The following is a 12,845-nucleotide window of genomic DNA, read 5'->3' as shown; positions in this document are numbered from 1 at the left end:
TAAGCAGATGCAGCATGAATCTGGCGAACGAACGCGCTAGGCTGCGCCGGGCGCCCGCACGGGGCGGGTTCACGATACCGGGAAAGGGCATGGCAGGGTGGAAAGGACGTTCGTTGTTGATGGCGGTGCTGGTGTGTTCTGGCCTGCCGGCCGCGGCCGCCGAGCTATGCACGGCCAGTGCCTACGGTGACGGGCAGGGCAACATCGTGGTGCTCGGCGCACCCGCTGCGGCACCGGCCACGGGCCAGCGCTATCTGATGCTGGACGGGCGACGTGGCGCCACCGGCGATGCCAACGCACCGGTGAGCTGCAGCGGCGATGTGGTCAGCTTCAGGTCGCCTGCGGGAGCGACGCAGCGCTGGCAGCGACTGCCGACCCGCGATACCGATGCAACGTTCATCAGTGCGGGAACCAAGCTGGTCGGGCAGTTGATCGAACCGGCCGGCCCGGCCGACCCGATGCGGCCGCTGGTGGTGCTGGTGCACGGCTCGGAACGCACGATGGCGGTGGCGGCCATCTACCAGCGCGTGCTGGTGGCGCAGGGGATTTCGGTGTTCGCTTACCAGAAGCGTGGGACCGGCGATTCGGAAGGGGAGTACACGCAGAACTTCGAACTGCTGGCCGACGATGCGGCGGCGGCGCTTGCCAAGGCACGTGAGCTGGCGGCGGGGCGTTTCGGTCGGGCCGGCTACTTCGGTGGCAGCCAGGGCGGGTGGATCGCGCCGCTGGCGGCGACGCGCTCGCAGGCGGATTTCGTGGCGATCGGTTTCGGCCTGGTGGTGTCACCCATCGAGGAGGACCGCGAGCAGCTGTTCGACGAGGCACGCCGCATGCAGCTGGATGCAACGGCGATGAAGCAGGTCGGCCAGCTTTCAGACGCGACCGCGCAGTTGATGCGCACGCATTTCAATGAAGGGTTTGAGGCGCTGGCGAAGGTGCGTACGCAGATCGGTGCCGCACCGTGGGCAAAGAACATCAGCGGCGAATACAGCGGCGACATGCTGCGCATGAGTGACGCCGACCTGCGCCGGATCGGCCGCGCCCGATTCGACAACCTGGAGCTGATCTGGGACTACGACGCCGGGGCCGCGCTGCGCCGCCTGAAGGTGCCGTTGCTGTGGGTGCTGGCCGAGCAGGACCGCGCCGCGCCGATTGCCGCCACGCGTTCGATCCTGTCGCGCCTGCGCGCGTCGGGGCAACCGATCGACACCTACCTGTTCCCGGATACCGACCACGGCATGGTCGAGTTCCGCACCGATGCCGAGGGCAATCGCGTGTCGACGCGGATCACCGACGGCTACCTGCGCCTGCTGGCCGATTGGATCAAGCAGGATGTGCATGGCAGTTATGGGCGTGCGCGCAGATTGAGCGATTGACCGGATGGGGAGCGCCAGCGGCGGATGGCGGTCCGCCGCCGATTGCGGCACGACTCAGTTCGGCTTCGCAAATACGTCCAATCCCTTGCCGGTTTCCAGCAGCGACTTCAGGCTCGACAGCACGATCGGCCAGCCCTGGCGGATGCCGGTATCCATGCCGCTGCCCGGTTCCAGCTCCTCATGGGTAACCGTCAGCCGCACCATGTCCTGATAGGGCACGATGTCGAAGGTGACGCGGCTGTAAGCATCCGGGTTGTCGGCCTGCGAGGCGGCGGCCCAGGTGATGACCAGGCGCGAGGGCGGGGTGCTTTCCACCACTTCACCGACCAGCTCGACCGAGCGCGTTTCGTTGGCACGCACGTGCTGCCAGCGCGAGCCGGGCTTCCAGTCCGATACGTTCTCGTGGCCCCAATAGCGGCTGGCGATCTCGGGGCGGGTGATGGCCTCGAACACCTTCTGTGGCGTGGACGCGATGTAGATCACGTGGATGAAGCGGGTTGACTCTGCAGACATCGTCATTCTCCTTCCAGTTCGCGTTTCAGGTCATGCAGCAGGCTCAGGCGCTGCTGCTCGAACTTGCGTACCCAGCGCTCGTAGACTTCATGCAGCGGTACCGGGTTGATGAAGTGCAGCTTCTCGCGGCCACGGCGCACAGTGCTGATCAGGTTGGCGTTTTCCAGAAGACCCAGGTGCTGAGTGACCGATTGCCGGGCCATGTCCAGGTGCTCGCACAGCTGGCCCAGGGTCTGGCCGTTGTGTTCGCAGAGCAGATCCAGCAGCGTCCGGCGCGTGGGATCGGCCAGTGCCTTGAACACCTTGTCTGCGTCGCGCACGTGGTCTACCGCCATGGGGATGTCTTCAATTCCAGTTGTCGATCCTGACGTCGTGGGGGTTGGGCTGGCCCTTGCCGGTCTCCAGCAGGGCCTTCAGGCTCATCAGGAACACCGCCCACTTTGTGCTGCAGTGGGAGGTGAACTCGACGCGCTCTTTCCAGCCTTCATGGGTGAACAGGACGATGCAGTAATCGCCTTCCTGTTTCAGCGCGAAACGCGCATGCGTGCCGATCCATTCGGCAGGGCCGGCCAGGAACTTCCAGAGCACCAGCTCGCCGGGAATGAGCTGTTCCAGCTGCATTTCCATGGCACCGATTTCCTGGCCGTTATTGGTGAAACGGACCTTGACCGTGCCGCCGGTCTCGCGGGCGCCGTGAGTGTCTTCGGCCCACCAGGCGGCGACGCCTTCGGGGGTGGCCAAGGCTTGATACACCTGGCTTGCGGGGGCCTTGATGCCGACCCTGTGTGCGATATCCACCATTGCAGGTTCCTCGCGATGGGCCGGCAGGCGCCGCCCTTGGGATGGACTATATGCAGGTAAATGCCTGCATGGCAAATCCGGCCCAGGGACTTCCGACCCTGGTAGTGCTGGCCGCTGGCCGGCATCCTCGTGACAGCTGATTGACGCGTTGACAGGAGTACGTGCATGACTGAAACAGGAAAGGACACCTTGACCATCCGCCGCGCCAGTGCGGCAGATGCCCCTGCGGTGCTGGCGCTGTTCGACGAGGTGATCGAATGGTTCGTGTCGATCGGCAATCTGCAGCAATGGGGCAGCGAGCCATGGTCCACGGTGCCACGCCGGATCACCCAGGTGACCGATGCGTGCGCGCTGCCTGGCGCATGGGTGGCCCAGAACGAGCAGGGTGAGGTGCGTGCGTTCTTGGCGCTGGGCGAGTCGATGCCCTATGTGCCGGCGCCCGATGGGCCGGAGCTGTACGTGCGGGTATTGGTGGCCTCGCGTGATGCGCGCGTGCGCGGCATTGGCCGTCGCCTGATGGCGTTTGCCGATGAGCAGGCGCGCGCTGCCGGCCTCGACCATCTGCGCGTGGACTGCTATGGCGGAGGCAGCGGTGATCTGGTGCGCTTCTACGAGTCCTGCGGCTACACGCGAATTGCGCCGTTCAACGTGGACGGCTGGCCAGGCATGCTGCTGGGCCGCCAGCTCTGACGCCGCTGCGTCATTCGGTCGCAGCATGCATGCAGGAATCGGTACATCGGTTCGGCGCTAGAGTGGGGTCACCCCCTCCAGGAAGCAGCAGCGCATGTACTACAGCAGTGGCAACTACGAAGCCTTCGCGCGCCCGCGCAAGCCCGCCGGTGTCGATGGCAAGCGCGCCTGGTTTGTGGGGTCGGGGCTGGCCTCGCTGGCCGGCGCCGCGTTCCTGGTGCGCGATGGGCGCATGGCCGGTGAACGCATCACCATTCTTGAACAGCAGCAGATTCCTGGCGGTGCGCTGGATGGCCTGAAGGTGCCGGAAAAGGGTTTCGTGATCCGTGGTGGCCGCGAGATGGAAGATCATTTCGAGTGCCTGTGGGACCTGTTCCGCTCGATTCCGTCGCTGGAGATCGAGGATGCCAGCGTGCTGGATGAGTTCTACTGGTTGAACAAGGACGACCCGAACTATTCGCTGCAGCGCGCCACCATCAATCGCGGCGAAGATGCGCACACCGACGGTCTGTTCACACTCACCGAGCAGGCACAGAAGGACATCATCGCGCTGTTCCTGGCCACCCGTCAGGAGATGGAGAACAAGCGCATCAACGAAGTACTGGGCCGTGATTTCCTGGACAGCAACTTCTGGCTGTACTGGCGAACCATGTTCGCGTTCGAAGAGTGGCATTCGGCGCTGGAGATGAAGCTGTACCTGCATCGCTTCATCCACCATATCGGCGGCCTGCCGGATTTCTCGGCGCTGAAGTTCACGAAGTACAACCAGTACGAATCGCTGGTGCTGCCGCTGGTGAAGTGGTTGCAGGACCAGGGCGTGGTGTTCCAGTACGGTACCGAGGTGACCGACGTCGACTTTGATCTGCAGCCGGACCGCAAGCAGGCCACGCGCATCCATTGGATGCATGACGGTGTAGCCGGTGGCGTGGATCTCGGCGCGGATGATCTGCTGTTCATGACCATCGGTTCGCTGACCGAGAACTCGGATAGTGGCGACCACCACACTGCGGCACGCCTGAACGAAGGCCCGGCGCCTGCCTGGGACCTGTGGCGCCGCATTGCCGCGAAGGATGACGCGTTCGGGCGTCCGGATGTGTTCGGCGCGCACATTCCAGAAACCAAGTGGGAATCGGCAACGGTGACCACGCTGGATGCGCGCATTCCGGCCTACATCCAGAAGATCGCCAAGCGCGATCCCTTCAGCGGCAAAGTGGTGACCGGCGGCATCGTCAGCGTGCGCGACTCGCGCTGGCTGATGAGCTGGACGGTGAATCGCCAGCCACATTTCAGGAACCAGCCCAAGGACCAGATCGTGGTCTGGGTGTATTCGTTGTTCGTGGATACGCCCGGCGACTACGTGAAGAAGCCGATGCAGGACTGCACCGGCGAGGAGATCACGCGTGAATGGCTGTATCACCTGGGCGTGCCGGTGGAAGAGATCGATGAGCTGGCCGCGACCGGCGCGAAGACAGTGCCGGTGATGATGCCGTACATCACGGCGTTCTTCATGCCACGCCAGGCAGGTGACCGCCCGGACGTGGTGCCGGAAGGTGCGGTGAACTTCGCTTTCATCGGCCAGTTCGCCGAATCGAAGCAGCGCGACTGCATCTTCACCACCGAGTACTCGGTGCGCACGCCGATGGAGGCGGTGTACACCTTGCTGGGGATCGAGCGTGGCGTGCCGGAGGTGTTCAATTCCACGTATGACGTGCGCTCGCTGCTGGCCGCGACCGGGCGCCTGCGTGATGGCAAGGAACTGGACATTCCCGGGCCAGCGTTCCTGCGCAACCTGCTGATGAACAAGCTGGACAAGACCCAGATCGGTGGTCTGCTGCGCGAGTTCAAGCTGGTGCAGGAGGACTGAGCGGGGCGTGGGTAGCGCCGGGCCATGCCCGGCGAGCCCGGCAGCGGGTAGTTGACAGCGTTTCAACCTACTAGTAGGTTGGCGACATGAAAGAGTCGCTCTCGCCCAAGGCCCAGGAGATCCTGGCCCATGCCCGTTCGCTGCTGGAGGCCGGTGGCTACAACGGCTTCAGCTACGCCGACGTGTCCGCGCGGGTGAACATCAGCAAGGCCAGCATCCATCACCACTTCCCCAGCAAGGCCGACCTGGTGCGCACGGTGGTTGAACTGTACCGGGCCGAGGCGCGCGAAGGCCTGGCGCTGCTGGACCGGCAGCTGGACGACCCGCTGCAGGAGCTCAACGCCTATGTGGAGTACTGGTCCAGCTGCATTGCAGGGGGGACGTCGTCGTTCTGCATCTGCGCGATGCTGGCAGCGGAGGCGCCGATGATCCCTGCGGAGATTGCCGATGAAGTGCGCGGGCATTTCGAGGATCTGAGCGGGTGGCTGACGGTGACGCTGGAGAAGGGCGCGGCGCTGGGCCAGTTGCGCCTGCAGGGTTCCCCTGCGGACGAGGCCAGGGCGTTCATGTCCTCGGTGCACGGCGCGATGCTGGCCGCGCGCGGTTTTGGTGACGCGGCGACCTTCGCGGCACTGGCACGGTTGGCGATCGCGCGGGTGAGCGCGGCGTCCTGAGAGATGTGTGGTGGGCCTGCGGCGACGCGGGCCTTCTTTTTGAGTCCAATGCCTACCTACTAGTAGGTTCATTCTATCCCTGGAGATGTCCCATGTCCCACCCTCTGTCCACGCTTGGCGTGATCCATACCGCTGTCAGCCTGATCCCGGTGTTGAGTGGCCTGTATGCCTTCATTCGCCATCGCGCAATCGATCCCGCCACGCGCGCGGGCAAGCTGTACCTGGTGGGGCTGGTGCTGTCGGTGGCCACCTCGTTCACCGTGTCCAGCACGGGCGGGATCAACCCCGGCCACGCATTCGGGGTGATCGTGCTGCTGGTGGCATTCGGCGGCGTGCTGGCCGCGCGGCTGCGCTGGCTGGGGCGCGCAGCACCTTATGCATCGACGTTTGCGCTGTCTTTCAGCTTCCTGCTGTCGTTGGTGCCCGGCGTCAACGAAACGCTGACCCGCGTGCCGGCAGCGCATCCGTTTGCTGCCGCGCCGATGGCCCCGGTGGTGCTGCACACGCTGCTGGTCTGCCTGGTGGTGTTCGTGATCGGCGTTGCCGCGCAGTGCTGGAGGCTGCGAAACCGTGCCTTGGCAGGACGATCCTGAGACGCCGCCGGTCACTCCGGCGCGGCAAGTGCGCCCAGCAGTGCCACCGGTTCGATCAGTGCCGCCGAGCGCGCCGGGTCAAGTTGAATATGCCGGCTGCAGAAGCCGAACGATCGGCCTGCGGCACGCTCGGGGACGCGTGCGCTCGCGTCCGGTGTCTCGATCTCCAGCACCTCATCCACGGCCAGCGCCAGCGTTGCGGTACCGGCATTGATCAACAGCATGGCCGGGCTGCCACCGTCGAATGCCGCTTGGCCGCTCATGCGGCGCAGGTCGACCACGGGTAATGGCTGCCCACGGACTTCCAGGGTCGGCCTGCCGTTGCGGTCTGCAGGGCCGAATGCCTCCAAGCCGCGAATTTCGACGGCAGCCTGGATGTCGATCGCGAACAGGGCGTTGCCTGCACGCACGATGACGATCTCGAACAGGTCGGCGGGCGATGCGCGTTTTTCCATTGCAGGTGGGGCGGGTACTGGCATGCGATGGGCGTGGCGAAGACAGCGGGAAGGAGGATCCTGATGATGACGCCCGAACGTAGCGCACGGCCGCGTCGGCAGGCGCACGCAAGGCGTCGGTTCAGTCTGTATCAGGCGGGGGCGCGTGGCGGCTCGACGGTGCCGATGCGTGGGAAATGCGGACGCAGCAGGCCAACGAGCTGATCCATGCCTGGAACGGAATGGCCAAATTCGTCCCATCGCGCATTGACCAGCCCGGACACGACGATCTGCCCGGTCTTGATGCGGGTCATCGCCCAGTAGGGTACGGCGCGTGCGCCGATTGCCATGTCCAGTACCGGGGTGACGGCGGCGTGCGAACGACTGTCCTGGATGCGGCGCCTGACCGCCTCCAGGCCGTCGGGCGGGCCTTCGATGTACTGGAAAAACCGCTGCCCGTCGACGAGCAGCGCTCCGGTAACGTCCACTCGGCGATTGAACGCGGCAGAGCCCGAGACGATCTGGCGGAGGGTTTCATCGGAAAGCCCAGCCGACATGTGGCTGGAGTAAGCAAATGCGTGGAGCATGGAAGGGGCTTCGTGTGACGCCCATCACTATACGTGGGTCTCCACCGTCCGCCGTGAGCCTTTTCTCACGTGGCGCTGGAGTGCGCTGAGCTGGATCAGCAGCCCACCAGCCGATCCGCGCCAACACCGCCGCGATGCTGGCTGCGGTACTCGGTAGGGCTCGCATCGACCTGGCCCCGGAAGTGCCGACGGAACGATTCCTGCGAACCAAATCCAGCCTGCTCGGCAATCCACTGCAGCGGCCGATCGGTGGTTTCCAGCAGCTCGCGGGCGTAGGCGACGCGCTCGCGGATCAGCCAGTCGATCGGCGACAGGCCGGTGGCCTCCAGGAACTGCCGCTGCAGGGTGCGTTGGCTGAGGGCCGCCTGCTCGGCGAGGCTGCCAAGTGAATGCGGTTCGCGCAGGTTGCGGCGCATCCACTCCATCAGCTTTGCCAGCCGCGTGGGCTCGCCATGCGGAATGGCGCGGCTGACGCGCTGGCTGCGTTCGGCATCGCGCCATGGCGCCAGTACCAGTCGCTCGGCCACCAGGTTGGCCACGCGCGCGCCGTAATCCTTGCGCACCATGTGCAACATCATGTCCATGCCGGTCGCCGAGCCGGCCGAGGTGATGATGCTGCCGGTGTCTACATACAGTGCATCTTCGCGCACATCGATGCGCGGGAACTCGCGCGCCAGCGCTTCGGTGAGGCGCCAGTGGGTGGTGGCCTGGCGGCCATCGAGCAGCCCGGCCCACGCCAGCACGAAGGCACCGGAGCAGATCGAGGCGATGCGCGCGCCGCGTGCGTGGGCACGGACCAGTGCGTCGAGCAGTGCCTGCGGTGGGCGCTCGCTGGGCTCGCGCCAACCGGGAATGACGATGATGTCGGCGTCATCAACGCTGCTGAGATCGTAGGGGAGTTGGACCTGCGTTCCGCCGAGCATGCGCAGCGCACCGGGTTCACCCGCGCACAGCTGGGTGCGATACCAGGCCACGCCGAGTTCCGGCCGCACCGGCGCGAACAGGCCAACCGCACAGCCGAACTCGAACAGGCCCTGGCCGTGGCAGGCAACGATGGCGACGAGCGGTGCGCTGGGATCGGCGGGTGGGCTGGGCATGGCTTGATGCTACGGGTGGTGATGTGCGCCGCAGAATGCTGCGCGGGCATGAGGTGATGCCTGTGGAGCATGTGTACGGGGGGGCATTCGTCTGGCTTGGGCACCCGACGGGGTAGAGTCGACTGTTAGTCGACTGCTGTTGGCGATACCGCCTGGAAGCCCGCGCTGCGCGCGATAGTCGACTGACAGTCGACTCTACCCCCGTAGGTTGCCGCCCGCCGCCCGCCGCCCGCCGCCCATCACCCATCACCCATCACCCATCACCCACCGCCCGCCGCCCGCCGCCCGCCGCACATCATCCAGCGTCGATTGCCCATCGCCATCCCATGGGAGTGGTGCGCAGGGCTGCCTAACGTCATTACCAGCGGTCATGTGGGTGGCCGGATGTTACGGCTGGGTGACGCGATCGCGCCTGTCGCGGTGGGCGGACAGGCCCTTGAATGGAAGCGTGTTTCCGGCCCACCCCCCACGAGCCCCCATGCCTGCCGCCCACGCCCCTGTCCTGAGTACTCTCGCTGTTCTGATCACAGCCATCCTCGCCGCTTCGCCCAGCCATGCGGCTGAAGCCGATGCGGATCCTGCTGCCGCCGCCGCGGCGGCCGACGTGGCCGCGTCCACGCTGGATGCGGTGGTGGTGACCGGCTCGCGCACCAGTACGCGTACGGTGAAGAACAGTTCCACGCCGATCGACGTGATCTCAGCCGAAGACCTCACCGCCACCGGCCAGGCCAACCTGCTGGAAGCACTGCAGCGCGCACTGCCGTCGCTCAGCCAGATTGGTGGCTACCAGAGCGACCAGGAGAGCCTGATCCGTGGCTACCAGCTGCGCAACCTGTCGCCCGGCTACACGCTGGTGCTGGTGAACGGCAAGCGCCGCAATGCCAGTGCCTATGTAAGCGGTGCCAATGGGGGCGGCTTCCCAGGCCATGCGTGGGCGGACCTGGCGTTGATTCCGGTGTCGGCCATCGACCACGTGGAAGTGCTGCGCGATGGTGCGTCTGCCATCTATGGCTCCGATGCGATTACCGGTGTGGTCAACGTGATCCTGAAGTCGCAGGCGCACGGTGGCGAGCTCGCCGTGGAAAGCGGGCAGAGCATTGATGGCGATGGCTCGCGAACCAGCGTGCGTGCCAACGTGGGCCTGCCGTGGGGTGCCGATGGCTTCGTCAACCTGTCCGGCGAGACCACCCGTCAGCACCACGCGATCCGTACCCGCCGTTACATCGATGGCTACCTGAGCTACCCGGCGGTGGATGGTAGCGGCAATCTGGTCGCACTGCGCCCGAACAACCGGTTGCCGGCCGGCGCATCGCCGAACCCGGCCGAAGCCAGCCGCAATGCCGAGGCCAACACCATCCTCAGCTCCCCGTCGTATGCGCTGAAGGCGTTCGCGGTGAACGTGGGCCATGGCCTGGGCGAGAGCGCGCAGTTCTACGCCAATGCCACCGCCAGCGATCGCACCGCGCAGGCGATCCAGAACTTCCGCCTGCCGGCGACCATCTTCACCACCTACAAGGCGCCCGGGGTGCTGAGCGTGTTTCCCGATGGCTTCCTACCCGTGCTGGAAACCAAGGAGAAGCAGTACACCGGCACTGCGGGCGTGAAAGGGCAGGTGGCAGGCTGGGACTACGACGCCAGCCTGACCGGCAACCGCAGCACGGTGCGTACCTATACCCGCAACTCGGTGAACTACTCGTTGCCGTACCCCGGCTCGCCCACTGACTTCTATGACGGCAAGCTGGACTACCAGCAGGGCATCGCCAACCTGGACCTGCGCCGCGGCTTCGAGGTGGCGGCGTTTGCGTCGCCGCTGGAGGTGAGCGCGGGCGCCGAGTACCAGCACGAACAGTACGAACGCGGGGCCGGGCAGTGGGAGTCGTACACCGGCTTCGGCGCCGCCGCGTTCGTGGGCTACTCCACCGCCGATGCGGTGAAGGCGACGCGCAACAGCAAGGCGGTCTATGTGGGTGCAGCCACCAACATCACCTCGCGCTGGTATCTGGATGCGGCGGCGCGCTGGGAAGACCATTCGGACTTCGGCAGTGTCTCCACCGGCCGCCTGACCACGCGCTTCGACTTCACCGATGCGCTGGGCGTGCGTGCCACGGTCAGCAACGGTTTCCACGCGCCCAGCCTGGGCGCGCAGTTCTACCAGGCCACTGGCAGCTGCCCGTGCGGTACCACGCTGGTGGCGCAGGTGTCTTCGCCGGCAGCGGTTGCGCTGGGTGCTACGCCGCTGAAGCCGGAAAAGGCCACCAACTACAGCCTGGGCGTGACCTGGGACCCGAGCCCTGCGTTCCATCTGGCCGTGGATGCCTACCAGATCGACATCCGTGGCCAGCTCGGCCAGTCCAGCCAGATCGGCTACAACGCGCAGGATCCAGCGCGCATCACCGACAACAGCGGCACGGTGCTGACTGCGGCGCAGAAGAACACCATCGATGCGCTGCTCGGGTCGGCCGGCATCAGCATCCTGCCGGGTGATGCGTTCTACGCCAGCTACTTCACCAACGTGGGCAATACCCGTACGCGCGGCGTCGAGCTGACCGTGGAAGCGAACCAGGAAACGGCCTGGGGCAAGCTGCGCTGGAGCTATGCGGCCAACGTGGGGCGCACCACCATCCAGAAGATCAACGACATTCCGGCGGCGCTGCAGGGGCTGCCGAACATCAACCTGTTGACCAAGAGCAGCGAGTACGCGCTGCGCTTCCGTACGCCCAGCTACACGCAGGTGGCGGGGCTGGGCTGGCAGAACGGGCGCTGGCGCTCGAATGTGGACTTCACCTACTACGGCCCGATCAAGCGCCTGAACAACGGCGTGGAGTACAGGCAGCCGCCGGTGCTGGTGACCAACCTGTCCGGTGGCGTGGAGCTGGGTGCGGGCTGGAGCGCGGCTCTGGGTATCAACAACGTGTTCGACAAGCGCACCCGCAAGGTGCCGGAGTACGCGCGCAGTGCCACCGATGTGGCGAGCATCGAGACGACCTGGGACAACGGCGACGTGTTGAGCAACGTCGGCGCGTACTGGTACGGGCGGGTCAGTTACCGGTTTTGAGGTTCACGCCAAAGGCGGCCGGACGTAGTTTGGCATCATCGAGGAGCATTTCATGTCTTCTGCATTGAAGGTGGTGGCAGTGGTGGGGTCGCCGACCAGTTCGGCGACATCGCGCACGTTGCTGCTGGTGCGGCACTTGTTGGAGTCGTTGCAGCAGCGGGTGCATGCCAGCGTGGAGCTGGTGGAGCTGGCGCCGATCGCGCGTTCGCTGGGGCAGTCGCTGTCGCGCGATGAAGCGGAGCCAGCCGTAGAGCAGGCACTGCAGGCAATCGAGGCGGCCGGTCTGCTGGTGGTGGCGGCGCCGGTGTATCGCGGTTCCTATCCCGGGCTGTTCAAGCACCTGGTCGATTTCATCGGTCTGGAAGCGCTGGTGGATACGCCGGTGCTGCTGGCGGCGACCGGTGGCAGCGAGCGCCATGCGTTAGTGATCGACCACCAGTTGCGGCCGTTGTTCAGTTTCCTGCAGGCGCACACGCTGCCGATCGGGGTGTATGCCACGCCTGCCGACTTCGATGGCGAGCACATCAACAGTGCAGCCTTGCAGGCGCGCATCGCACTGGCGGCCGAGCGCGCGGCAGGGCATCTGGCTTCGCAGGCGCTGGCGGTACCGGCGCCGCTGCGAAGGATCGCCTGACGGCATAACCGGCGGCGCTTTGCTTATGGCCAAGGCGCATCTGCATGGCCGGATCTGACCGCCGATTGTCGCCTGGCATCGCCGTGCCGACCGCCGTCATCTCTAGCATCGATATCGAAGCGGCATCGCATTTCCGCCCCCCGATGAGGACGACCCCGTGAGTCTGGACGCAACCGACAAGCCCATCCTGTTCCTGCTCGACCGTGAGTTCGAGGACGGACAGATTCCCGGCCAGCGCTTCTTCTGCCGGCACAGCCTGTTGCTGGAAGGTGCGCTGTCGAGCATCGACGGCCTGGACGCGCAGCTGGACGTGCGCCGCATCGGCTTCGCGCGGCCGCGCCGGGAGGTGATCGCCGAAATCGGCGAGCAGGACCAGTCGCTGCCGAAGCTGGTGCTGCCGCAGGGCGTGCGCAGTGACCTCGCGAGTGGCGTGCACCAGGACCGCCAGTACATCTCCGGTGCCGAGCCGATCCTGGCCGCGCTGAACGGGTTGCTCGGCATCCCCGTGGCCCATCCCTGAGCGAGGA

The 12,845-nt window shown here is 65.8% G+C and carries 14 protein-coding genes; 8 read left to right on the top strand and 6 right to left on the bottom strand.

The window, feature by feature from the left end:
• Nucleotides 1–89: 89 nt before the first annotated feature.
• Nucleotides 90–1,376: an alpha/beta hydrolase family protein gene (locus tag AC5P9L_RS12840; protein WP_227416073.1), complete on the top strand. Its 1,287-nt coding sequence runs from the start codon at nucleotides 90–92 to the stop codon at nucleotides 1,374–1,376.
• A 54-nt stretch (nucleotides 1,377–1,430) separates the two neighbouring features.
• On the opposite strand, the gene AC5P9L_RS12835 is transcribed toward AC5P9L_RS12840, so the two are convergent.
• The 3 genes from AC5P9L_RS12835 to AC5P9L_RS12825 are packed head-to-tail and all read right to left on the bottom strand — an operon-like array spanning nucleotide 1,431 to nucleotide 2,690.
• Nucleotides 1,431–1,889, bottom strand: coding sequence for an SRPBCC family protein (locus tag AC5P9L_RS12835; RefSeq protein WP_005409329.1), 459 nt, complete (start codon nucleotides 1,887–1,889; stop codon nucleotides 1,431–1,433).
• A 2-nt stretch (nucleotides 1,890–1,891) separates the two neighbouring features.
• On the bottom strand, nucleotides 1,892–2,224 hold the full coding sequence (locus AC5P9L_RS12830) for an ArsR/SmtB family transcription factor (RefSeq protein ID WP_279915593.1): 333 nt from the start codon (nucleotides 2,222–2,224) through the stop codon (nucleotides 1,892–1,894).
• 10 nt (nucleotides 2,225–2,234) lie between these two features.
• On the bottom strand, nucleotides 2,235–2,690 hold the full coding sequence (locus AC5P9L_RS12825) for an SRPBCC family protein (protein WP_005409331.1): 456 nt from the start codon (nucleotides 2,688–2,690) through the stop codon (nucleotides 2,235–2,237).
• A gap of 165 nt (nucleotides 2,691–2,855) precedes the next feature.
• On the opposite strand from AC5P9L_RS12825, the gene AC5P9L_RS12820 reads away from it, so the two are divergent.
• The 4 genes from AC5P9L_RS12820 (at nucleotide 2,856) to AC5P9L_RS12805 (ending at nucleotide 6,511) form a co-directional block, all read left to right on the top strand.
• Nucleotides 2,856–3,380: a GNAT family N-acetyltransferase gene (locus tag AC5P9L_RS12820; RefSeq protein ID WP_005413051.1), complete on the top strand. Its 525-nt coding sequence runs from the start codon at nucleotides 2,856–2,858 to the stop codon at nucleotides 3,378–3,380.
• A 94-nt stretch (nucleotides 3,381–3,474) separates the two neighbouring features.
• Nucleotides 3,475–5,244 (top strand): oleate hydratase, encoded by a 1,770-nt coding sequence (locus AC5P9L_RS12815; RefSeq protein ID WP_279915594.1) that lies wholly within the window; start codon nucleotides 3,475–3,477, stop codon nucleotides 5,242–5,244.
• Nucleotides 5,245–5,330: 86 nt separating this feature from the next.
• Nucleotides 5,331–5,918 carry a TetR/AcrR family transcriptional regulator gene (locus tag AC5P9L_RS12810; protein ID WP_012479976.1) on the top strand — a complete coding sequence of 196 codons (588 nt, stop codon included), beginning with the start codon at nucleotides 5,331–5,333 and terminating at the stop codon, nucleotides 5,916–5,918.
• Nucleotides 5,919–6,010: 92 nt separating this feature from the next.
• Nucleotides 6,011–6,511 carry a hypothetical protein gene (locus tag AC5P9L_RS12805; RefSeq protein WP_059034233.1) on the top strand — a complete coding sequence of 167 codons (501 nt, stop codon included), beginning with the start codon at nucleotides 6,011–6,013 and terminating at the stop codon, nucleotides 6,509–6,511.
• Nucleotides 6,512–6,522: 11 nt separating this feature from the next.
• On the opposite strand, the gene AC5P9L_RS12800 is transcribed toward AC5P9L_RS12805, so the two are convergent.
• From AC5P9L_RS12800 to ftrA, 3 genes are all read right to left on the bottom strand, one after another.
• Complete coding sequence (locus tag AC5P9L_RS12800; RefSeq protein ID WP_261280112.1) at nucleotides 6,523–7,074, bottom strand: chemotaxis protein CheW; 552 nt, start codon at nucleotides 7,072–7,074, stop codon at nucleotides 6,523–6,525.
• Between the two features lie 23 nt (nucleotides 7,075–7,097).
• On the bottom strand, nucleotides 7,098–7,532 hold the full coding sequence (locus AC5P9L_RS12795) for a BLUF domain-containing protein (RefSeq protein ID WP_227416066.1): 435 nt from the start codon (nucleotides 7,530–7,532) through the stop codon (nucleotides 7,098–7,100).
• 95 nt (nucleotides 7,533–7,627) lie between these two features.
• Nucleotides 7,628–8,629, bottom strand: coding sequence for a transcriptional regulator FtrA (ftrA, locus tag AC5P9L_RS12790; RefSeq protein WP_227416065.1), 1,002 nt, complete (start codon nucleotides 8,627–8,629; stop codon nucleotides 7,628–7,630).
• A gap of 478 nt (nucleotides 8,630–9,107) precedes the next feature.
• Here ftrA and AC5P9L_RS12785 point away from each other — a divergent pair, with 478 nt between their 5' ends.
• The 3 genes from AC5P9L_RS12785 to AC5P9L_RS12775 all read left to right on the top strand — a co-directional run bounded on the left by AC5P9L_RS12785 (nucleotide 9,108) and on the right by AC5P9L_RS12775 (nucleotide 12,838).
• Nucleotides 9,108–11,684, top strand: coding sequence for a TonB-dependent receptor plug domain-containing protein (locus tag AC5P9L_RS12785; protein ID WP_227415234.1), 2,577 nt, complete (start codon nucleotides 9,108–9,110; stop codon nucleotides 11,682–11,684).
• 52 nt (nucleotides 11,685–11,736) lie between these two features.
• Nucleotides 11,737–12,318 carry an FMN reductase gene (gene msuE, locus AC5P9L_RS12780; RefSeq protein WP_005413123.1) on the top strand — a complete coding sequence of 194 codons (582 nt, stop codon included), beginning with the start codon at nucleotides 11,737–11,739 and terminating at the stop codon, nucleotides 12,316–12,318.
• A gap of 157 nt (nucleotides 12,319–12,475) precedes the next feature.
• The gene (locus AC5P9L_RS12775; protein ID WP_005409341.1) at nucleotides 12,476–12,838 is read left to right on the top strand and encodes a DUF3088 family protein; all 363 of its coding nucleotides are present in this window, start codon (nucleotides 12,476–12,478) and stop codon (nucleotides 12,836–12,838) included.
• Nucleotides 12,839–12,845 lie beyond the last annotated feature (7 nt).

Source organism: Stenotrophomonas sp. YJH_SMC_64 (genome assembly GCF_059371375.1).
The sequence above is the reverse complement of the archived record's forward strand: the minus strand, read 5'-3'. Positions and strand labels throughout refer to the sequence as shown.